Origin of the sequence: Streptomyces sp. NPDC049915 (genome assembly GCF_040656475.1) — a bacterium.
GTDB lineage: Bacteria > Actinomycetota > Actinomycetes > Streptomycetales > Streptomycetaceae > Streptomyces.
This window is the reverse complement of record NZ_JBFAMH010000001.1, coordinates 458,032-478,827: the sequence shown is the minus strand read 5'-3', so window position 1 is coordinate 478,827 and position 20,796 is coordinate 458,032. Positions and strand designations below refer to the sequence as shown.

Here is a 20,796-nt window from a genome sequence, read left to right as displayed (position 1 = left end):
AAACGTACGTACCCGCCCTGCCGCCTTTCGTGTCACCGGCTCCTCCAACTGCACGGCCCGTGCCCCGCCCCGCGACCCCGGCACGGTCGGGGAGACGCCTCCTTAAGTCGGCCGCCTCAGGACCGTCATGCTGCGGTCGACCAGCCTCAGCTTGTCGCCGGCCTGCACCTTCGGGCCCGTGTCCGGCGGGACGCCCTCCGGCAGCGCGGTGTCGACGACGACCTGCCACTGCCGGCCGTGGTCGACCGGCACCACGAAGTCCAGCGGCTTGGGCGAGGCGTTGAACAGCAACAGGAACGAGTCGTCCGTGATGCGCTCGCCGCGCGGCCCCGGCTCCGAGATCGCGTTGCCGTTGAGGAACACCGCGAGCGCCGACGCCGGCGAGGACTCCCAGTCCCGCTGGGTCATCTCCCGGCCCTCGGGGGTGAACCAGGCGATGTCGGAGAGATCGTCGTGGGTTCCCTCCACGGCACGCCCGTGGAAGAAGCGCCGCCGCCGGAAGACCGGGTGGTCGCGGCGCAGCCACACCATCGCGCGCGTGAAGTCGAGCATCGGGTGCCCGCCGTCCTCGGGCCAGTGTACCCACGACAGGTCGCTGTCCTGGCAGTACGCGTTGTTGTTGCCCTTCTGGGAGCGCGCGAACTCGTCCCCGTGGCTGATCATGGGCACGCCCTGGGACAGCATCAGCGTGGCGATGAAGTTGCGCATCTGCCGCGCGCGCAGCCGCAGCACGTCCGCATCGTCGGTCTCGCCCTCGACGCCGCAGTTCCAGGACCGGTTGTGGCTCTCGCCGTCCCGGTTGTCCTCCCCGTTGGCCTGGTTGTGCTTGTCGTTGTACGACACCATGTCGTGCAGGGTGAAGCCGTCGTGGCAGGTCACGAAGTTGATCGAGGCCAGCGGCCGGCGCCCGTCGTCCTGGTAGAGGTCGGAGGACCCGGTCAGCCGGGAGGCGAACTCCGCCAGGGTGCGCGGCTCACCCCGCCACAGGTCCCGCACGGTGTCGCGGTACTTGCCGTTCCACTCGGTCCACAAGGGCGGGAAGTTCCCCACCTGGTAGCCGCCCTCGCCCACGTCCCAGGGCTCGGCGATCAGCTTCACCTGGGAGACCACCGGGTCCTGCTGGACCAGGTCGAAGAACGACGACAGCCGGTCCACCTCGTGGAACTGGCGGGCCAGCGTCGCCGCGAGATCGAAGCGGAACCCGTCGACGTGCATCTCCGTCACCCAGTACCGCAGCGAGTCCATGATCAGCTGCAGCACGTGCGGGGACCGCATGAGCAGCGAGTTCCCGGTGCCGGTGGTGTCCATGTAGTAGCGGGGGTCGTCCGCGAGCCGGTAGTACTGCGGGTTGTCGAGACCCTTGAAGGACAGCGTCGGACCCAGGTGGTTGCCCTCGGCGGTGTGGTTGTAGACGACATCGAGGATCACCTCGATCCCGGCCTCGTGCAGCGCGCGCACCGCCGACTTGAACTCCAGCACCTGCTGCCCGCGGTCGCCCCAGGAGGCGTAGGCGTTGTGCGGCGCGAAGAAACCGATCGTGTTGTAGCCCCAGTAATTGTTCAGACCCATGTCGACCAGCCGGTGGTCGTTGACGAACTGGTGCACCGGCATCAGCTCCAGCGCGGTCACGCCCAGCTCCACCAGGTGATCGATGATCACGGGGTGGGCGAGCGCGGCGTAGGTGCCGCGCAGCTCCTCCGGCAGCCCGGGGTGCCGCATGGTCAGCCCCTTGACGTGGGCCTCATAGATCACCGTGTGGTGGTATTCGGTGCGCGGACTGCGGTCGTCGCCCCAGTCGAAGTACGGGTTGACCACCACCGACGTCATCGTGTGGGGCGCCGAGTCCAGGTCGTTGCGCTTGTCGGGGGCGTCGAAGTGGTAGCCGTACACCTCCTCGCCCCAGTTGATCGAGCCGCTGATCGCACGTGCGTACGGGTCCAGGAGCAGCTTCGCGGAGTTGCACCGCAGTCCGCGCTCGGGCGCGTACGGGCCGTGCGCCCGGTAGCCGTAGCGCTGTCCGGGCATCACGCCCGGCACGTACGCGTGCCGCACGAAGGCGTCGCTCTCGCGCAGCTCGATCGCCGTCTCTGAGCCGTCGTCGTGCAGCAGACACAGCTCTACTCGGTCCGCGGCCTCCGTGAAGACCGCGAAATTCGTTCCGGCGCCGTCATAGGTGGCGCCGAGGGGATACGCCTCGCCAGGCCAGACCTGCATGGATACGACTCTTTCAGGTGTACGGCGTCTGAGGGAGCGCCTTGCCAGCGAGTCTCCCCCAAAGTGCGGGAACCACCTGTGACGTACCTCCCTTTTACCGGGTGAGTGGAGCGAAACGTCGATCTTGCGCCAAATGGTGCAGGAGGGGGCCACGGGGCCACTGAGGGAGAAGGCAGTGGTGGGGCCGGTGAGGGCAGGGGAACGCCTGTGCGTATGTGACCGGGTGTCAGTGTGCGCTATGAATCCGCTCACTCCGTGCACCCGGCTGCCCGGAACGGCCCCGGGAATCGGCGCAGTTGAGAAGAGACCCGGCTCATCGGGCTGCATGGCCGGGCGCTCGCGGAGTACCCTTCCTTGATCGTTGGGAGCGGGGAGTGCTCGGGGGAGCGGAAGGCGGTGCGCGGGTGGGCTCGGGAGAGCTGGAGCTACCCCCTGGTGACGAGGGTCGTGAGGGGAACTCCGCAGAGGTCCCGCCCGGAGCGGTGTCGCTGGCCAGGCCCATGCAGAGTGGCGCCATCGGACCGGAGCTGGACTGGGATGCCGACGCCTGGCGCGAGGTGCGCATCCGCGCCCAGCGGGCCGGCCGGGCCTACATCTGGCTGAACCTCGTCGAGCAGCGGCTGCGGGCCGTCGTGGCCGCCGTGCTGCGGCCAGTCTACGAGCCCGTCCACGGCGACGACTGGGTGGTCGCCGCCGCTGGCCCCGCCGGACAGGAGTGGGTGCAGCGCGCGGCAGCCGTCCGCGAGGTCAGCCGCCGCAAGGGCTATCTGCTGGACCCGGCCGACGACAACGTCATCAGCTTCCTGACGCTGCCGCAGCTGCGTGAGCTGATGGTGCAGCACTGGCCGTGCTTCGAGCCCTACTTCGACGACCGCCGCGACGTCGAGCTGGCCCTGGACGAGCTGGAGGTGACCCGCAACGTCGTCTCCCGCAACCGTGCCCTGTCCGAGGCGGTCCTCGGGCAGGCCGAGCGGGCCTCCGCGCGGCTGCTGGAGATGCTCGGCACCAGCGGCGACGTGCCCTCCGCGCGCCGGCTGCCCGTCGACGCCGTCGAGGACCTCGTCGGCGACCGGTACGCGGACGTCGTCGCCGTCCACCCCGACCGGGTGCGGCTGATGCGCCAGTTCCCGGCCGAGGACATCTTCGGCCAGGCCCGCCGGCTCGACGCCATCGGCATCGGTCTCAACCTGCTCGTGCAGAACTTCTCCGGCCGCCGCCTGGTCCGCCTCGCCGAGGCCGGCGCCCGTATCCGTTTGCTCTTCCTGAACCCGGCCTCCAGCGCCGTGAAGCGGCGCGAGCGGGAACTGGGCATGAAGCGCGGCGAGCTGAGCCGCGCGGTCGAGATGAACATCCTGCACATACGCCGGGTCCGCGCCCGGCTGCGCGACCCCGGCGCGTTCGAGATCCAGGTGTACGACGACACCCCGCGCTTCACCGCCTACCTCGTCGACGGCGACGGCGCGGACGGCATCGCCGTCGTGCAGTCCTATCTGCGGCGGGCGCGGGGCATGGAGGCACCGGTGCTGGTGCTGCGCGGCGGCAACCGGGTGGTGAAGTCGGAGGGCGTCGAGGACGGCGGGCTCTTCTCCACCTACCGGGAGGAGTTCGAGATGGCTTGGGCGGATTCGCGTCCCGTGTCCTGAAGTGTCCCTCGACCGGGGCCGGGTGAAGCGGCCGCCGGTCGATTGTCAGTGGGCCGTGCGATGGTGGAGGCCACTGGGGGACAGCACCACCGAGAAGGGGGGCCGCCATGGCCTGGCACCGCGAGCTGCTCATCGGCTTCGACCTGGAGACCACCGGCACGGATCCGTGTGAGGCGCGCATCGTCGCCGGCGCCGTGATCGAGGTCAGGGCCGGGCAGGTGCTGGGGCACCGGGAATGGCTCGCGGATCCCGGGGTGGAGATCCCGGCGGACGCGGTGGCGGTGCACGGCATCAGCAACGAGCGCGCGGCGGCCGAGGGACGGCCGGCGGACCAGGTCGCCGACGCGATCGCGGACGTCCTGGCCGGATATTGGAAGACGGGCGTCCCGGTCGTCGCCTACAACGCCGCCTTCGACCTCACCCTGCTCTCCGCCGAACTGCTGCGGCACGGCCTGCCGTCCCTGCGGGACCGGCTCGGCGGCCAGGACCCGGCCCCGGTCGTCGACCCCTACACCATCGACCGCTGGGCCGACCGCTACCGCCGCGGCAAACGCAACCTCGAAGCCGTCTGCGCGGAGTACGGCGTCCCGCTCGACGCCGCGCACGACGCCTCCGCCGACGCCCTCGCCGCGGCCCGCCTGGCAGGCGCGATAGCCGACCGCCACCCCAAGATCGCGGCCCTGGGCCCGGCGGAGCTGCACCACCGCCAGGTCGAGTGGTACGCGCAGTGGGCGGCGGACTTCCAGGCCTTCCTCCGCCGCAAGGGCGAGGCGGACGCGGTCGTGGACGGCAGGTGGCCGGTGCGCGAGGTGGCGGGGGAGCGGGTGTGACGCGCTGCGGGGCGACCGGAGCCTGCGCAGCAGTGACCGACCCCAGGGCAACCGGACCCGCAGAGCAGGTATGACCCGTCCCGGGGCAGCCGGACCCTGGGTCTGAGCTGACCGGGCATCACCTTCCACCCGGCGGTGTGCCGTCAGGTGCCGGTGAGTGTCGGAGCCCGCCGGGGGACCGTCCCGTCCGTCTGCTCACCGGCTGTCGCGGACATCGTGCGATGCCGATGCCCCCGCTCCACCGCCTGCCCCCAGTACGTCCCCGCGACCATCAGCCCCGCGCCCAGTCCCGTGAGCGCCGTGAGGTGCTCGCCGCCGAGCGCGATCCCGACCACCGCGGCCCACACGGGCTCCGTGCCCAGCAGCAGGCTGGCCCGGCTGGCGGAGGTGCGCTGCACCGCCCAGGTCTGCGCGAGGAAGGCGAACACGCTGCAGAACAGGGCGAGGTAGAACAGCTGCGTCCAGGTGGCGGCCGGGGCGCGGACCAGGTCCGGCAGCCCGGCGGCGGACGCGGGCAGGAACAGCGCCGTACCGACGGCCGTCTGCACCGTCGTCAGATGCAGCGGGCGCACGGCCCGTCGGGTGGTGAGCCGGCCGACCAGGGCTACATGCGCCGCCCGCACCCCGGCGGCGGCCAGCATCAGCAGGTCGCCGAGGCGGGGCGCGTGGAAGCCGTTGCCGGACATCAGCAGCCCGACGGCGAACAGGCACACCCCGGCGGCGGCGTAGAAGGAGCCGGGCAGCCCGCCCGGGTGACCGGAGCGGTCGAAAAGGGGGGTGAGGACGATGGTCAGGCTGATGATCAGCCCCGCGTTGGCGGCCGTGGTGTGGGCGACGCCGTAGGTCTCCCCGACCAGCACCGCGGCCTGGGTGACGCCGAGCGGCAGCCCGGCACGCCACTCGTCACGGCGCGGCCGCAGCGGCCCGCGGCGGCCGGCGATCAGGGCGAGGCAGGCCACGCACGCCAGGAAGGAGAGGGCGTAACGAGCGAAGAGGACGGACAGGACGGGCAGCGCGGCCGTGGCCGTCTGGGCGGAGAGATAACTGGAGCCCCAGACGAGTGCGACCAGGAGGAGTACCGCATCGGTACGGCGGGCGTCGGACACCCGCCCACCGTGCACCGGCCACGACCCTGAAGCCCAGCACCACTTCCTTCAACGATCTTTTAGCAGCCCTACACCATGCCCGTACACTGCGGGAATGGACGAACGGCAGCTGCGGATCCTGCGCGAGCTGGGGGAACTGGGCAGCGTCAGCGCGGTCGCCGAGGCGCTGCTGGTGACCCCGTCGGCGATCTCCCAGCAGCTACGGCTGCTGCAGCGCACGATGCCGGTGCCGCTGACCGAGCGGCAGGGCCGGCGCCTCGTACTCACCGACGCGGGGCAGGCGCTGGCGGCCGCGGCCGCCGACGTGGAGACGGCGCTGGCCCGGGCCCGGCACGCCGTGGAGGACTTCGTGGGGCGGGCCGACGGGGAAGTGTCGTTGGCCGCGTTCCACAGCGCGGGCTCCGCCTTCTTCCCGCTGCTGCTGCGTGCCCTCGGCGCCCCCGGCGGGCCTCGGCTCGCACTCGCCGACGAGGACGTGCCGCAGGAGGACTTCCCCCGGCTGACACGCGTCTACGACCTGGTGCTCGCCCACCGTCTGGACCACGCCCCGCCCTGGCCGGGCACCGTCGCCGCGACGACGCTGCTGCGTGAGCCGCTCGACGTGGCGCTGCCAGCCGGGCACCCGCTCGCCGGCAAGGAGCGGCTGAGCCCGCGGGACGTGGCCGACGAGCCGTGGATCACGGTGCACGACGGTTTCCCGGTGCTGGCGACGATCGAGGCGATCGCCGCGGCGGCAGGTCGCCGGCTGCATCTGGCGCACCGCATCAACGAGTTCGCGGTGGTCGCCGAGGCCGTCGCCGCCGGCGGCGGCCTCGCGCTGATGCCGCGCTGGACCATGCGCCCCCACCCGGACCTGGTCCTGCGGCCGCTCAGCGGAGTGCAGGCCCGCCGTCACATCGACGTGCTGTGCCGCCCGGAACGCACGGCGAGAGCGGCGGTCCGCACGGTGCTGACGGAACTCCGCCGCGCCGCCCGGGCGATCAGTCAGCGCGACACCGGAGAAATCGACACCGGCGAACGCGACGCCGATGAGCGGGACGCCGACGCGAGGGATGCCGGTGAACGGGACGCCGAGCGGGCCGGCGGTCCGCAACCTGACAGCCCCCGCTCAACGCGGCACGGTGGCGGCGGGGTGGACCCCCGTAGGTGACACGGAGGCTCGCGCGGACTTGGCCGGCTGCGCGGGCGGGTCCTCGTGGGTCGCGGTCAGGAACAGCACCGCGCCGAGGGTCACGACCATGAAGGCCGCCAGGGTGTGCACCCGCGCCCGGCGCACCGCGTCGCGCACCGCCCAGGCGTGGATCAGCGTGAGCAGCCGCTGCTGGAGCGCACGGGCCTGTTGCGCGTTGGCGCGGGCGTCGGCAAGGCCCTGCTGGAGCACCCGCGTGTGGTCCGCGTCCGGTTCGCGGGCCAGCCGTACCGCCAGCTCGGCGGCGATCTTCTCGTGCAGCCGGCGTCCGGCGGACAGCTCGTCCAGGGAGGCGTACGGGCCGAAGTAGGCGGACGGATCGCGGGCGACGGCCTCGCGCAGACCGGCCATGCCGGGGGTGCCGAGATCAGCGAGCGTGGCCAGGCGCGGCGTCAGCGCCTCGCCGGTCTGCCAGATGGCCCAGCCGATGCCGAGCACGGCCAGCGCGAGCCCGCCGAACGCGGCGGCAGCGTCCGCCCAGCCGTGGATGCGGCCGACGGCCACCAGCGGACCGCCGCCCAGCAGCAGTGCGCCGACGGCCGCCGTGGCCGCGATCGTCCAGCGGGCCGTGGTCCGCAGATCGGTCACGGCGTCCGCGGGGCCCGTGGCGGCGGGGTCGGCGGTAGGCCCCGCGGTGGCCGGGTCGGGCAGCGGCGAGGTCACCGGTCGTCCTGCTCGGCATCGTCAACGCGGAACACCACTGAGTGGTGGAACGTCTCGCCTTCGGCCAGCCGGAGATAGGGAAGCCACTCGGTGCCGTCCCAGTACTGCAGTTCGCCGTCCTCCGACAGCCGCACGGCACCCGCTTGCGGGGTGGGCGGATCGACGTCGTCCGGGATGCTCATGCGTCAGAGTATGTCTGAACGGCGGGCCGTCATGGGTGACCCGTCACCGGATCGCGCAGACCCACCGGAGGCGGTGTGACCGACGACGACGTCCGACTCGCCCGGTACCAGGAGGCGTTGCTGTACGCCCACGGCCAACTCGCCCAGGGGCGAACGGCGGAGGCGAAACGGCTGCTGCTCGCCCTGGAGACCGTCTCGGAACAGGTGGCCGACGCCGAAGCGCGGTTCCTGCTCTACCGGCTGCTCGGCCAGGTGACGCGGACCGAGGGGCGGCCGGCGGAGGCACTCGCGTACTACGAGAAGTGCCGGGACGCCGCCACGACGGAGCAGACCCGCAGCGGTGCCCTGGAGGGGCTCGCCCTCACAGCGGTGGCGCTGGGGGACTTGCGGCGGGCCGTCGGCTGGTTCGAGGAGGCGGCCCGGGCAGCCCGGAACGCCGGCGATGCCATGGGCTACGCGATGGTCCTGCAGAACCACGCCACGGCCCTGATCCGGCACGGTCGCGACGGCGCCGAGGAGTTGCTGCGCGCGGCGTTGGAGGTTCAGGAGCTCACCGGCGCCCAGCGCGGCATCGTCACCGACAACCTTGCCCGGGAGCTCGACCGGCAGGGCCACTGGGACGAGGCCGCGCGGCACACCGAGGAGGCGGCGCGGCTGCTGGCCGCCGCGGGCGCCGAGCACGACGCGTACAAGGCCTGGCTGAACCTGGCGGACCTGCACCGTGCCGCCGGTGACGAGGCCGCCGCCGGCGTCGCGTTCACCCGCGCCCACGACCTGGGGTTACGGCTGCACGCCCGGATCGAAGAGGAACACTACGGTCCCGGGTACGACGAGCGGGTCCGGGCCATCGAGGCCCGTACTGTGCAGGTGCTGCGCGAGCGGTACGCCGCCGAGCCGGGCGTGGGCGACGCGGAGATCGCGCTGGACATCGGGCTGCACGCGACTGAGGGCCGGGACCTGGCCGACCGGGCCGAACGGCGGTTCGAGGAAGGGGACCTGGTGGGTGCGGAGGAGCTGCTGCACCGCGCCGAGGCGCATTGGGCCCACCTTCAGGCGCTGCACGAGATGCCGCAGGTGTGGAATCTGCGCGGGATCATCCTGCTGTACGCGGGCGCCCACGACCGTGCTCACGAGATGCTCGTGCGGTCGCGGGAGGTGACGCACGGCCTCGGCGACGCGTTCCGGGAGAGCATCGCGCTGCGCCATCTGGCCATCGCGGTCAACCGATTCGGCATCGGTGAGGAGGACGAGCTCATGCTCCTGCTGCGGGCACGGGCGCTCAGCCGTTTCTCCCTGCGCCGGCGTCTCGGCGCGGCCGCCTCCACCCTGCCCGAGGACGCGCCCGGAGACGACTTCGGGGTGCACGACAGCCGGCTGGCACAGATCTGCATGGGCTACGGCGCCTACGAGTTGGCCCGTGATTACAGCGAACTCGGCATCGCGGCCGCCGGGTCCGCCGACGGCCCGTCGGCATACCGGCTGGCGGCACGGCTGACCGTACGGCTGTACCTGGCCGAGAGGACCGGGCGGGACGCCGAGGCCGCCGAGACGGTGGAACGGCTCACCGCACTCGCCGCGCGCCACCCCGCACCGCAGACGGTCATGGTGGCGTCCCTGGCGGTCGGCGCGCACCGCTTCCGCCGGGGCGAACGCAGCCCGGAGCTGCTCGACCGGCTGACCGCGGCGTGCGACGCCCACGAGGAGGTGCGCCGGCGTGCCCTGGACCTCGGACCGCTGCCCGACTTCCACACGCTCACCACCCCGCCCTACGCGGAAGCGGTGGAGGTCGCGCTGGCGATCGGCCAGGTCGAACAGGGCTTCACCCTGGCGGAGCGGGACCGGAGCCGCTCGCTGCTGGACGCGGTGCGGCACGGAGTGATGGATGCCCCGGCCCCCGCCGCCTCCACCGACCATGCCGCCGCCGACCCGCTCGCCCGCGAACACGACCTGTGGCGCCGCCAGCGAAGGCTGCGCGAGGAGTTGTCGCTGTGGCGGCAGGACGAGCGGCCCGACGAGCGGATCCGCCGGCTGTACGCCGTGGAGGACGAGCTGGTGGCGGTACGCGCCGAACTGGCCGCCCTCTGGGACCGGTTGGCGGACACGCGCCCCGAGGTACGCCGCCACCGGATGGCCGAGCCCATCACGGCACGCGAGGCGGCGCGTCTGCTCGCCCGCTCCGGAGCCACCGCCCTGGTGGAGCTGTGGAGCGGGGCGGAGGCGCTGTACGCGTTCGTGATCGTGCCGGGCCGCGCCGAACCGGAACTGGTGACCGTGGGCCGGCACGACACCCTCGGCCTGCGGGACGGAACCGACCGGATGCGGGCACTGCGCACCGCCCGCAACCGCCGGGACCGGCAACGTGCCCTCGGCTCCCTGCTGGTGGGGCCCCTGCACGCGGCCCTCCGCTCGGTCGTCGACGGCGCCGCACATGCGGCGAACCCGGCGGGCCCGGCGAACGGGGCGGACGCTGCCGACTCCGCCGACTCCGCCGACTCCGCGGACGCCGCGAGCACAGCGCATGGCGTGAACCCGGCGGGCTCGGTGCTCGTCGTGCCCCACGGCCCGCTGCACGGTGTACCGATGCATCTGTCGCCCGACCCTGCCGGTGCCCACAGCCGCCCGCCGCTGCGCTACCTGCCGTCGGCGTCGCTGCTGCGCTCGTCCGGCGGCCCCTGGCACCGGGACGGCACGGTCGTGGTGGGCGGCTTCCCCGGCGCCGGGCGCGCAGACGGCGGCCCGGAGCTGGTGTTCTGCCGCAGTGAGTGCGCCGAGGTCGCCCACCGGCTGGGTGGCACCGAGCGGGTCGGCCACACGGTCACGGGCGAGTGGCTCCAGGAGGCCGTCACCGCCGCGGAGCAGCTGTCGTTGGTGCATCTGGCCTGCCACGCGACGTTCGACGAGCGGCGCCCCGAACGCAGCGGCCTGCTGCTCGCCCGCGGCACCGGATCCGCCGGGGGCGAGGTGGTGACCGTGGACCAGCTCGCCGCTCTGGACTGGTCGGGCGCGCTCGTCACCCTCAGCGCCTGCGGCAGCGGCCGCCACCGGGTGCGGCGCGGCGACGAGCTGACCGGCCTCGGGCACGCCCTGCTGTCCGCCGGTGCGCGCGGGCTGATCGTCAGTCAGTGGCCGGTGCTGGACCACGAGACGGCGGTGCTGATGTCCCTGTTCTACGAGTCACTGGCCGCCGAGCCCTCCTGGGACGCCGGGGTGGTCGCGGACGCGCTGGCCCGCGCCCAGCGGCGTATGGCGGCCATGACCGCCGCCGACCTGGTCGGCTGGGCCTGCTCCCGGCTGGAGACGCCGCAGCGCCCCGCCGCGGCCGACGATCTGAGCCGCGAGATGCTGCGGCTGGCCCACCGGCTGGCGGGCACGGCCGACGCGGACGTCCCGCACATCGGCGCGAACGTCCCCCACACCCACGCGGACGTCCCGCCCACCGACGTGTCAGCCCTTCACGCCGGGGCCCTGTCCCTCGACACCGACCGGCACCGTCGCCTGGCCGCCTCCGGGGGCGGCTACCGCTTCCCGGTGTTCGCCGACGCGGCCGGCTGGGGCGCGTTCGTGTTCTTCGGCACCTGATCCGTCACCGTCGCGCGCGGCCTCGACCGCTCAGCAGCAGCTCAGAAGGGGAACCACCGCACCGTCGCGTCGCCCTCGCGCAGTGACACCACCCGGCGGCGGAACTCGGCGAGGGCCTTGGGGTTGCTCGGCGCGTGCTGGGCGACCCAGGCGCAGCTGGCCGTCTCCCGCGCGCCGCGCAGCACCGCGCAGCCCTCCCACTCCCGTACGTCCCAGCCGTAGGCGGCGGTGAAGGCGTCGTAGGCGTCGGCGGGCAGGCCGTAGCGGCCGTGGGAGAGGGCCATGACCACGAGGTCGTGCTCGCGCAGGTCCGAGGAGAAGGTCTCCAGGTCGACCAGGACCGGGCCGTCGGGGCCGATGTGGACGTTGCGGGGCAGGGCGTCGCCATGGATCGGGCCCGGCGTCAGGTGCGGGGTGAGCGCCGCCGCGGCCGAGGCGAAGCCGTCCCGGCGCTCGCGCAGGTAGGCGGCGTCGGCCGGGTCGATGGCGTCGCCCGCGAGCCGCAGCCAGCGCTCCACCCCGCCCAGCAGCTCCCGGCGTGGCAGCTCGAAGGAGGGCGTGGGCAGGGCGTGCACGATCCGCAGCAGCGCGGCCAGGTCGCGGGGCTCGGCGGGCCGTACCGCGTCCGGCAGCCGGTGCCACACGGTGACCGGGTGCCCCTCGACCAGCAGCGGCTCCGGCTCGGCCGCGCGGACGGCCGGGACGTCCGCGTCCGCCAGCCACCGCGCGATGTCCAGTTCGCGGCGGGCGCGCTCCAGCAGTTCGGCGTCGCGGCCCACCTTGACGACCAGGTCACCGGCGGCGAACACCGCGTTCTCGCCCAGGGCGAGCAGCCGCGCGTCCCCGGCCTCCGGCACCTTCGCCGTGGCCAGTACCTCCCGCGCCCGCGCCTCGTCCATCGTCCGCCTCCGTTTCACGTTCCCGCACCGTGTCTGCGTCAGTCTCGCATTCGTACAGGTCGGCCCCGGTGCGCGGTCCCTTGACGGCGGCCACGCCGTTTACAACCATGGTCATGCCAACCCAAGGGTGTCCAAAGGGGCTGATTCCGTGACGGCAGTGGCGGACGTGAGGCGGCCGGCCCCGCACGCGCCGCGCTCCCGGGGCCCGGGGCTGCCCCGCGACCGCGGCGCCTGGTTCCTCGTCCTGCCCGCACTGCTGCCCATCCTCGTGCTGAGCGTCGGCCCGCTGCTCTACGGCCTCCTGCTGGCGTTCACCGACGCGCAGTCCGGCCGCGCCGCGCCCACCCACTGGATCGGCGCCCTCAACTTCCGCGACCTGCTGCACGACACCCTCTTCTGGGAGTCGTTCCGGATCGGCCTGGTGTGGGCCGTCGGCGTGACCGTCCCGCAGTTCCTGCTCGCGCTCGGCCTCGCCCTGCTGCTGAACCAGGACTTGAGGCTGCGCTGGCTCGCCCGGGCGCTGGCGATCGTGCCGTGGGCCATGCCCGAGGTCGTGGTGGGCATCATGTGGCGGCTCGTCTACAACACCGACGCCGGCGTGCTCAACGAGACGCTGCGCGGCCTCGGCCTCGGCGGCGGCCGCGACTGGCTCGGCTCCCTGTCCACCGCCCTGCCCGCCGTGATCGTCGTCGGCGTCTGGGCGGGCCTGCCGCAGACCACGGTCGCCCTCCTCGCCGGCCTGCAGAACACCCCGCGTGATCTGCACGAGGCCGCCGCCCTGGACGGCGCGGGCGCCTGGCGCCGCTTTCGCGCGGTCACCTGGCCCGCACTGCGCCCGGTCGCCCTCGCCATCACCGCGCTCAACCTCATCTGGAACGTCAACGCCTTCGCCCTGGTCTACGTCCTCACCAGCGGCGGTCCCGGCGGACGCACCCGGCTTCCGATGCTCTTCGCCTACGAAGAGGCCTTCCGGTACGGGCAGTTCGGCTATGCGGCCGCGATGGGCTGTGTGCTGGTCGCGGTGGTCGCCGTCTGTCTCGCCGTGTTCCTGGCGGGCCGGCTGCGGGGAGGCGAGGAGCGGTGAAGGTCCGCAGGAGTGCCCGCGCCGGCCAGTACGCCGCGCTGCTGGCGTACCTGGTCTTCCTCGCGTTCCCCTTCCTGTGGCTGCTGTCCACCGCCTTCAAGCCGCCGCGCGAGCTGGCCCGTCTGCACCCCACCTGGCTCCCGAAGGACCCCACCCTGGCCAATTTCCGCCAGGCCTTCGACGAGCAGCCCCTGCTGCGGGCCGCGGCCAACTCCCTGCTCATCGCGCTCGCCGCCGCCCTGATCGCCGTATGCCTGGCCACGCCCATGGCGTACGCCCTGGCCCGGCACCGCACCCGGCTCGCGCGGGCGGCGAGCGGCTGGGTGGTGGTCAGCCAGGCGTTCCCCTTCGTGCTGCTGATCATTCCGCTGTTCCTGCTGCTGCGCGCCCTGCGGCTGGTCGACTCCCCGGCGGGGCTGGTCATGGTGTACGTCGTGTGGGCGCTGCCGTTCGCGCTGTGGCTGCTCACCGGGTACGTCCGGGCCGTGCCGGTGGAGCTGGAGGAGGCGGCGGCCGTCGACGGGGCCGGGCGGCTGCGGATCCTCGTGTCGGTGACGGCACCGTTGCTCGCCCCGGGCATCGCGGCGACGGCGCTGTTCGCGTTCGTCACCGCGTGGAACGAGTTCTTCTTCGCGCTGGTGCTGCTCAAGAGCCCGGAGAAACAGACCCTGCCGGTGGTGCTCACCCACTTCATCGGCGCGGAGGGCGTCGCCGACCTCGGGCCGCTGGCCGCCGCGTCCGTGCTCGCCACGATCCCCTCGCTGGCCTTCTTCGCGCTGGTGCAGCGGCGGATCGCGGGCGGGCTGCTCGCCGGGGCGGTGAGAGGCTGATGCGTACCACGCTGACGTGCACCCGATTGCTGACGGTACTCGTGCTGCTCCTCGCCGCGTGCTCACCGCATGCCGGGGACGACGGGCGCGTCACCCTGCGCTTCCAGTCCCTCGCCTGGCAGGACGAGTCCGTGCGTGCCACGAAGGAGCTGGTGGGCGAGTGGAACGCCGCGCATCCGGACGTACAGGTCGAGTACGTCCAGGGCAGTTGGGACAGCGTCCACGACCAGCTGCTCACCTCCTTCGAGGGCGGCGAGGCCCCCGACGTCATCCACGACGCCGCCGACGACCTCGCCGACTTCGCGCACGGCGGCTACCTCGCCGACCTCACCGGCCTGCTCCCGCGACGGCTCAAGGACGCCATCCCGCAGCACAGTTGGGCGACGACGACCTTCGGTGAAGGCGTCTACGGCGTGCCCTTCCTCCAGGAACCGCGCGTGCTCATCGCCAACGCGACCTGGCTGCGCCGCTCGGGCGTCCGCATCCCGTCGCCCGAACACCCCTGGAGCTGGCCGGAGTTCCGGCAGGTGACCAAGCGGCTCAGCGGAAACGGCCGGTACGGAGTGGCCTGGCCGCTGAAGGAGCCGGTGTCCGCGACGCTCAACCTGTCCCTGTCCGCGGGCGGCCGGCTCTTCCACCGCGGCGCCGACGGGAAGGTCACCGTCCGTTTCGACTCCGCCGACGCCGAAGTGCCGCGCACCATCCGCGACCAGGTGAGCGGAGCCCACAGCGCCCCGCGCTCCACCCTCGGCAGCGGTGGTTCCGACACCCTGCCCGGTTTCTTCGGCGGCCGGTACGCGATGGTGCCGCTCGGCTTCTCCTACCGCCAGCAGATCGCCCAGCAGGCGCCGAAGGGCTTCGCCTGGCAGGTGCTGCCCGCCCCGGCCGGCGCGGGCGGGCTCACCCAGGGCGTCAGCCCGCAGACCCTCTCGATCGCCGAGGACAGCCCGCACAAGAAGGAGGCCGCCGCGTTCCTCGACTTCCTGCTGCGGCCGAAGAACATGGTCCGGCTGGCGCTCGGCGACTGGATGCTGCCCACGGGCACCGAGGCGTTGAGCGACCCCGCCCTGCACACCGCGAAGGACGGCTGGGCCACCGGCACCGCCCTGGCCGGCCGGCTCACCTCGGCGCCCGCGCAGTCGGTGCGCGGCTACCCCGAGTGGAAGGACAAGGTGGCCACCCCCGCCTTCCAGGAGTACTACAGCGGCGCGATCGGCCTCCCCGAACTGCGCCGCCGCCTCGAAGGCGACGGCAACCTGGTCCTGGCCCGCTACCAGCGCTGACTTCCGGTCGCCCTCGAAATGCTTGGACGAGACGTCTCGTCTCGATTAGGGTGCTGCCCATGACCAGTCGCGCCCACATCGCCATGTTCTCCATCGCCGCCCACGGCCATGTGAACCCCAGCCTCGAGGTGATCCGGGAGCTCGTCGCGCGCGGGCACCGGGTCACGTACGCCATCCCGCCGCTCCTCGCCGACAAGGTCGCCGAGACCGGTGCCGAACCCAAGCTCTGGAACTCCACCCTGCCCTCGCCCGACGACGACCCGTCGGCGTGGGGCGACACCCTGCTGGACAACGTCGAACCGTTTCTGAACGACGCCGTCCAAGCCCTGCCACAGCTGATCGAGGCCTACCGGGGCGACGAACCGGACCTCGTGCTGCACGACATCGCGTCCTACCCGGGCCGTGTCCTCGCCCACCGCTGGGGCGTCCCCGCCATCTCCCTCTCGCCCAGCCTCGTCGCCTGGGAGGGCTACGAGGAGGAGGTCGCCGAGCCGATGTGGGCGGAGCCGAAGAAGACGCCGCGCGGCCAGGCGTACTACGCCCGCTTCCGGGCCTGGCTGGAGGAGAACGGCATCACGCAGCACCCCGACGATTTCGCCGGCCGGCCCGCCCGCTCCCTGGTGCTGATCCCGAAGGCGCTGCAGCCGCAGTCCGACCGGGTCGACGAGCGTGTGTACACCTTCGTCGGCGCCTGCCAGGGCGACCGCACCGCGCAGGGCACGTGGCGGCGGCCCGCCGGCGCCGAGAAGGTGGTGCTGGTGTCGCTGGGCTCCGCCTTCACCAAGCAGCCCACCTTCTACCGGGAATGCGTGCGCGCCTTCGGCGATCTGCCCGGCTGGCACACGGTGCTGCAGATCGGCAAGCACGTCGATCCCGCAGACCTGGGCGACGTACCAAAGAACGTGGAAGTGCGCGACTGGGTGCCGCAGTTGGCGATCCTGAAGGAGGCCGACCTGTTCGTCACGCACGCCGGGGCGGGCGGCAGCCAGGAGGGGCTGGCCACGGGCACGCCGATGATCGCCGTACCACAGGCGGCGGACCAGTTCGGCAACGCCGACGTGCTCCAGCAGCTCGGTGTGGCACGGCAACTGGCCACAAAGGAGGCGACCGCCGAGGCGCTGCGCGAGGCCGCTCTCGCGCTGGTCGGCGACGCGGAGGTGGCCCGGCGGCTGAAGGAGATCCAGGCCCGGATGGCCCAGGAGGGCGGCACCCGGCGGGCAGCCGACCTCATCGAGGCCGAACTGCCCACGCGCGTCCGCTGAGCTACGCCGTACCGTCACGCCGTACCCATACGAGGGCCCGCCGGTCAGCAGACCGGCGGGCCCTCGGGCCGCTGCTGGGGACGTCACACCCGCAGCGGCTCGCCCTCGCCCCGCGCCGGCTCGGCCGCGATGGCCTCCGGCGCCTCGTCGTGGGTCAGGTCCGGCAGCCGGTGCAGCCACTTCGGCAGGTACCAGTTGCGCTCACCCAGCAGCGCCATGACCGCCGGCAGCAGCACACCGCGGATGACGGTCGCGTCGATCAGGACGGCGGCCGCCAGGCCCACGCCCATCTGCTTCATCGACTGCATCGACAGCGTGCCGAAGATCGCGAAGACGGCGACCATGATGACCGCGGCGCTGGTGACCACACCCGCCGTGGTGACCACGCCGTGCGTGATCGCGTCCTTCGTCGACCGGCCGCGCAGCCGCGCCTCGCGGATCCGGGACACGACGAAGACGTGGTAGTCCATCGACAGGCCGAAGAGGATCACGAACAGGAACAGCGGCAGCCAGGTGATGATCGCGCCGACCCCTTCCGCGCCGACCAGGGACGCCCCCCAGCCGTGCTGGAAGACCGCGACGAGGATGCCGTACGCGGCGCCCACCGACAGCAGGTTCAGCACGATCGAGGTGATCGCGATGGTCAGCGAGCGGAACGACAGCAGCATCAGCGCGAAGGCGAACACCACCACGAAGGCGAAGACCGGTACGACCGAGCCGACGAGCTGGTCGTTGAAGTCGTGCGAGCCCGCGACCTGCCCGGTGATCGGCGCCTGGACGTCCGCCACCTTGCCCAGCGTCGCCGGGCGCACGTCGTCGCGCAGCTTCTCCAGGCTGGCGCCCGCCTTGTCCTGGTCGGAGCCGCCGACCAGCGGGACGGAGACGAAGGCGACGTTCTGCTTCTCGTGGACCTTGATGTCGACCGGGCCGCGCGAGGCGCCCGAGGAGATCGCCAGGTCCCGGAAGTCGGCGAGCGCCGCCTTCACCTCCGGGGCGTCGATGTCCTTGGCCTTCACGACCACCTGGGCCGGCTCCGAGCCGCCCGGGAAGGCGTCGTTGAGACGGTTGTAGGTCTGCACGAGGGGCAGCGAGTCACCGAACTCCTGGTCCAGGGTGAGCTGTTGCGTCTTCATGCCGAGCGCGGGCGCCGCCACGGCGAGCAGCGCGCCGAGCGCGACCACCACGGACACCGCGGGCCGGGCCAGGACGCCCTTGAGGACAGCCGACCAGAACCGGCTCTCCCCGTTGCCCTTGCGCCGGCGACGGCTCAGGAACGGCAGACGGCCCTTCTCCACGCGCTCGCCGAGCAGCGACAGCACCGCCGGCAGCACGGTGACCGAGCCGACCATGGCGACGGCCACCACCATCAGAGAGGCCAGGCCCATCGCCTCGAAGGTGGCGAGCCCGGTGAACAGCATGCCCGCCATCGCCACGCACACGGTGACGCCGGAGACCACGATCGCCCGGCCACTGGTGGCGGCGGCGATCCTGAGGGCCGTGCGCGCGTCCCGTCCGGCCGCCCGCTCCTCGCGCTCGCGGCGCAGGTAGAACAGGCAGTAGTCGACGCCGACCGCCATGCCGACCAGCAGCATCACGGAGTTGGCGGTGTCGCTCATCGGCTGGAGATGGCTGACGAGGCCCATCAGGCCCATCGTCGCCATGATCGCGGTGATCGCCAGCGCCACCGGCAGCAGGGCCGCCACCAGCGCGCCGAAGGCGATGAGCAGGATGCCGAGCGCCACCGGTACGGCCGAGTACTCGGCCTTCTGGAAGTCGTCCCCGAACGCGTCGCTGAACGTCTTCGTCATGCTCGCGCCGCCGATCTCCTCGATCCGCAGCGTGCCGGCGTGCTCCTTCTGCACCCCCTCGACGGCCTTCAGCACCGGCTCCACCCGGTCACCGGCGGTGTCCGCGTCGCCGCGCATGTCGAACTGCACCAGCGCGCTGTGCCCGTCCTTGGAGATCGTGTGCGTGGTGTACGGCGACGTCACGTCCGTGACCCGGCCGGTGCCGTCGACGGCCTTGACGACGGCGTCCACGGCGGACCTGAACTCCGCGTCGGTCGCCCGCAGCCGGCCGTCCTTCGCCTGGAGGAGGACGGTCTCGCTCGCGGGCTCCTCGATCCCGGCGTCCTTGATGATCTGAGCCGCGGTGTGCGTCTCCCCCTTGAGCTGGTCGCTGTCGTCGACGTCGACCCGGCCCGCCGCGGACCCCAGCCCCATGGCCAGGACGACGAACAGCACCCAGATGCCGACCGCCGCCCAGCGGTGCCGGGCGCTCCACCCGCCGGCACGGGCGGCGATCCCCCGCACCCGCGATTCCCCACTGTCCATGACGGGCCTGCCCCCTTGTGCGCGGTGGCGGCCCCCTGCCACCACCTTTCACGTCGACGGTAGGGGCCGGACAAGGCCATCTCGTCGTGCTGCCCGGTGAACTGCCGCCGGCCCTGCTCCTCCCCTCGGACCCCCGCACCCTCCCCACAGGGACGGACGGTGCCCCTTACATCTGTCGCCGGAGCTGGGGGCCGTACCTCGGGGTGGGACGGCCGTCGTGCCCGCCCCCACAGGGCGCGACGGCCGCTCTATGGTGGGCGGATGACGATGTATGCGGCGCTGCTGCGCGGTATCAACGTGGGCGGCAGCAGGAAGCTGCCGATGGCCGACCTGCGCACCCTGATGACCGGCCTCGGCCTGGACGACGTACGCACCTATCTGCAGAGCGGGCAGGCCGTGTTCTCCTCGGCGCACGGTGACGAGGACTCCCTGGCCGCCGACCTCACGGCCGCGATCGAGGGGCAGTTCGGCTTCCGGGTCGACGTGATCGTGCGCGATCACGCCTACCTGCGCGCGGTCGCCGACGCCTGCCCGTTCCCGGCGGCCGAGCTGGAGGGCAAGCAGCTGCACGTCACGTACTTCTCCGAGCAGGTCGGCCCCGAACGGTTCGCGGAGATCGACCCGGCCGCCTACGCCCCGGAGGAGTTCCGCCTCGGCGACCGCGCCCTGTACCTGTACGCCCCGGACGGCCTCGGCCGCTCCAAGCTCGCCGAGGCCCTGTCCCGGCCGCGCGTGAACAAGGGGGTGATCGCCACGAGCCGCAACTGGAACACCGTGGTCAAGCTCGTGGAGCTGACCGGGGGCTGAGCGCGTCCAGCCGGGTCATGTCGCTGTCCGTCAGCCGTACCGCCGCCGCGGCCAGGTTCTCCTCCAGGTGCGCCGGGCTGCCCGTGCCGGGCGTCGGGCACAGAACGGGGGAGCGGTGCAGCAGCCAGGCCAGCGCGACCTGGCCCGGGGTGACGCCGTGCGCTGCGGCCACCGAGGCGCACACGGGATCCCGGGTGAGCGTGCCGTTGCCGAGCGGGAACCAGGGCAGGAACGCGATGCCGCGCTCCTCGCACAGCGTCAGCAGCGGCTCCGAGGCGCGGTCCCGGAGGTGGTAGCGGTTCTGCACGGCCGCGACCGGCGCCGAGGTGAGGGCCTCGGCGAGCTGCTCGGCGGTGACCGTGTCCAGACCGATGTGCCGGATCTTGCCCTCCGCGCGCAACTCGCCGAGCGCGCCGAGCTGTTCGGCCGGCGGCACCCCGGGATCGAGGCGGTGCAGCTGGTACAGATCGACGGTGTCCACCCGCAGCCGCTTCAGGCTCGCCTCGCAGGCCGCGCGCAGATGCTCCGGGCGTCCGTCGATGTGCCAGGCGCGATCGCTCGTGCGTACGACACCGCCCTTGGTGGCGATCACCAGGTGTTCCGGGTAGGGGTGCAGCGCCTCGGCGATCAGCTCCTCGGCCAGACGGGGGCCGTAGTTGTCGGCCGTGTCGATCAGTGTCACGCCGCGCTCCACCGCCCGGCGCAGCACCGCCACCGCGTCCGCGGGATCACCGCGGGGCCCCCAGTAGCCGGGGCCGGTGAGCTGGGCGGTGCCGTAGCCCAGCCGCCCGACCGGCAGATCACCACCGAGGGGAAAAATATGATCGATCATTTCGGGAGCGTATCGGCCTGCTCGTGCGCTGTCGCGTTTGTTCAAGAAGGGCCGCACCGG

15 protein-coding genes and 1 pseudogene are annotated in these 20,796 nt (G+C 72.7%); 9 read left to right on the top strand and 7 right to left on the bottom strand.

Features of this window, described 5'->3' with window-relative positions; genetic code table 11:
- Positions 1–102: 102 nt before the first annotated feature.
- Positions 103–2,214, bottom strand: a complete 2,112-nt coding sequence (glgX, locus tag AB0J12_RS02020; protein WP_363262172.1) for a glycogen debranching protein GlgX — start codon at positions 2,212–2,214, stop codon at positions 103–105.
- A gap of 374 nt (positions 2,215–2,588) precedes the next feature.
- Between glgX and AB0J12_RS02015 the strand changes: the two genes are divergently transcribed.
- Both AB0J12_RS02015 and AB0J12_RS02010 read left to right on the top strand, forming a co-directional pair.
- A complete protein-coding gene (locus AB0J12_RS02015; protein ID WP_363262171.1) occupies positions 2,589–3,857 on the top strand; it encodes an SAV2148 family HEPN domain-containing protein in 1,269 nt (422 codons plus the stop codon).
- A gap of 107 nt (positions 3,858–3,964) precedes the next feature.
- Positions 3,965–4,687, top strand: coding sequence for a 3'-5' exonuclease (locus AB0J12_RS02010; protein ID WP_363262170.1), 723 nt, complete (start codon positions 3,965–3,967; stop codon positions 4,685–4,687).
- 143 nt (positions 4,688–4,830) lie between these two features.
- Here AB0J12_RS02010 and AB0J12_RS02005 read toward each other — a convergent pair whose 3' ends face one another.
- On the bottom strand, positions 4,831–5,793 hold the full coding sequence (locus tag AB0J12_RS02005) for a DMT family transporter (protein ID WP_363262169.1): 963 nt from the start codon (positions 5,791–5,793) through the stop codon (positions 4,831–4,833).
- Positions 5,794–5,887: 94 nt separating this feature from the next.
- On the opposite strand from AB0J12_RS02005, the pseudogene AB0J12_RS02000 reads away from it, so the two are divergent.
- Positions 5,888–6,766: pseudogene (locus tag AB0J12_RS02000) on the top strand (LysR family transcriptional regulator); the annotation flags it as partial.
- A 135-nt stretch (positions 6,767–6,901) separates the two neighbouring features.
- Here the strand turns inward: AB0J12_RS02000 and AB0J12_RS01995 are convergent.
- Entirely contained in the window at positions 6,902–7,645 is a 744-nt protein-coding gene (locus tag AB0J12_RS01995) for a hypothetical protein (RefSeq protein ID WP_363262168.1), read from the bottom strand.
- Positions 7,642–7,827 (bottom strand): hypothetical protein, encoded by a 186-nt coding sequence (locus AB0J12_RS01990; RefSeq protein ID WP_363262167.1) that lies wholly within the window; start codon positions 7,825–7,827, stop codon positions 7,642–7,644. The genes AB0J12_RS01995 and AB0J12_RS01990 overlap by 4 nt, the downstream gene beginning before the upstream one ends.
- Positions 7,828–7,902: 75 nt before the next feature.
- Here AB0J12_RS01990 and AB0J12_RS01985 point away from each other — a divergent pair, with 75 nt between their 5' ends.
- The gene (locus AB0J12_RS01985; protein WP_363262166.1) at positions 7,903–11,406 is read left to right on the top strand and encodes a CHAT domain-containing protein; all 3,504 of its coding nucleotides are present in this window, start codon (positions 7,903–7,905) and stop codon (positions 11,404–11,406) included.
- A 41-nt stretch (positions 11,407–11,447) separates the two neighbouring features.
- On the opposite strand, the gene AB0J12_RS01980 is transcribed toward AB0J12_RS01985, so the two are convergent.
- On the bottom strand, positions 11,448–12,305 hold the full coding sequence (locus tag AB0J12_RS01980) for an aminoglycoside phosphotransferase family protein (RefSeq protein WP_363262165.1): 858 nt from the start codon (positions 12,303–12,305) through the stop codon (positions 11,448–11,450).
- A gap of 148 nt (positions 12,306–12,453) precedes the next feature.
- On the opposite strand from AB0J12_RS01980, the gene AB0J12_RS01975 reads away from it, so the two are divergent.
- Genes AB0J12_RS01975 through mgt form a run of 4 tightly spaced genes read left to right on the top strand, consistent with a single transcriptional unit; the run spans position 12,454 to position 16,764 of the window.
- Positions 12,454–13,389: a sugar ABC transporter permease gene (locus tag AB0J12_RS01975; protein ID WP_363262164.1), complete on the top strand. Its 936-nt coding sequence runs from the start codon at positions 12,454–12,456 to the stop codon at positions 13,387–13,389.
- Positions 13,386–14,219 carry a carbohydrate ABC transporter permease gene (locus AB0J12_RS01970; RefSeq protein ID WP_363262163.1) on the top strand — a complete coding sequence of 278 codons (834 nt, stop codon included), beginning with the start codon at positions 13,386–13,388 and terminating at the stop codon, positions 14,217–14,219. The genes AB0J12_RS01975 and AB0J12_RS01970 overlap by 4 nt, the downstream gene beginning before the upstream one ends.
- Positions 14,219–15,502 carry an extracellular solute-binding protein gene (locus AB0J12_RS01965; RefSeq protein ID WP_363262162.1) on the top strand — a complete coding sequence of 428 codons (1,284 nt, stop codon included), beginning with the start codon at positions 14,219–14,221 and terminating at the stop codon, positions 15,500–15,502. Before AB0J12_RS01970 ends, AB0J12_RS01965 begins: the two co-directional genes overlap by 1 nt.
- Positions 15,503–15,561: 59 nt before the next feature.
- On the top strand, positions 15,562–16,764 hold the full coding sequence (mgt, locus tag AB0J12_RS01960; RefSeq protein WP_363262161.1) for a macrolide-inactivating glycosyltransferase: 1,203 nt from the start codon (positions 15,562–15,564) through the stop codon (positions 16,762–16,764).
- A gap of 83 nt (positions 16,765–16,847) precedes the next feature.
- Here the strand turns inward: mgt and AB0J12_RS01955 are convergent, their stop codons facing one another.
- The gene (locus AB0J12_RS01955; RefSeq protein WP_363262160.1) at positions 16,848–19,097 is read right to left on the bottom strand and encodes an MMPL family transporter; all 2,250 of its coding nucleotides are present in this window, start codon (positions 19,095–19,097) and stop codon (positions 16,848–16,850) included.
- A 261-nt stretch (positions 19,098–19,358) separates the two neighbouring features.
- Between AB0J12_RS01955 and AB0J12_RS01950 the strand changes: the two genes are divergently transcribed.
- Positions 19,359–19,904 carry a DUF1697 domain-containing protein gene (locus tag AB0J12_RS01950; RefSeq protein WP_363262159.1) on the top strand — a complete coding sequence of 182 codons (546 nt, stop codon included), beginning with the start codon at positions 19,359–19,361 and terminating at the stop codon, positions 19,902–19,904.
- On the opposite strand, the gene AB0J12_RS01945 is transcribed toward AB0J12_RS01950, so the two are convergent.
- Positions 19,876–20,736, bottom strand: a complete 861-nt coding sequence (locus tag AB0J12_RS01945; RefSeq protein ID WP_363262158.1) for an aldo/keto reductase — start codon at positions 20,734–20,736, stop codon at positions 19,876–19,878. The two genes, AB0J12_RS01950 and AB0J12_RS01945, sit on opposite strands and share 29 nt — an antisense overlap.
- Positions 20,737–20,796 lie beyond the last annotated feature (60 nt).

Excerpts from the sequence above, each read along its gene's own strand:
- glgX (WP_363262172.1), bottom strand. The coding sequence starts at position 2,214 with ATGCAGGTCTGGCCTGGCGAGGCGTATCCCCTCGGCGCCACCTATGAC.
- AB0J12_RS02010 (WP_363262170.1), top strand. The coding sequence starts at position 3,965 with ATGGCCTGGCACCGCGAGCTGCTCATCGGCTTCGACCTGGAGACCACC.
- AB0J12_RS01990 (WP_363262167.1), bottom strand. The coding sequence starts at position 7,827 with ATGAGCATCCCGGACGACGTCGATCCGCCCACCCCGCAAGCGGGTGCC.
- AB0J12_RS01980 (WP_363262165.1), bottom strand. The coding sequence starts at position 12,305 with ATGGACGAGGCGCGGGCGCGGGAGGTACTGGCCACGGCGAAGGTGCCG.
- AB0J12_RS01965 (WP_363262162.1), top strand. The coding sequence starts at position 14,219 with ATGCGTACCACGCTGACGTGCACCCGATTGCTGACGGTACTCGTGCTG.
- mgt (WP_363262161.1), top strand. The coding sequence starts at position 15,562 with ATGACCAGTCGCGCCCACATCGCCATGTTCTCCATCGCCGCCCACGGC.
- AB0J12_RS01955 (WP_363262160.1), bottom strand. The coding sequence starts at position 19,097 with ATGGACAGTGGGGAATCGCGGGTGCGGGGGATCGCCGCCCGTGCCGGC.
- AB0J12_RS01950 (WP_363262159.1), top strand. The coding sequence starts at position 19,359 with ATGACGATGTATGCGGCGCTGCTGCGCGGTATCAACGTGGGCGGCAGC.
- AB0J12_RS01945 (WP_363262158.1), bottom strand. The coding sequence starts at position 20,736 with ATGATCGATCATATTTTTCCCCTCGGTGGTGATCTGCCGGTCGGGCGG.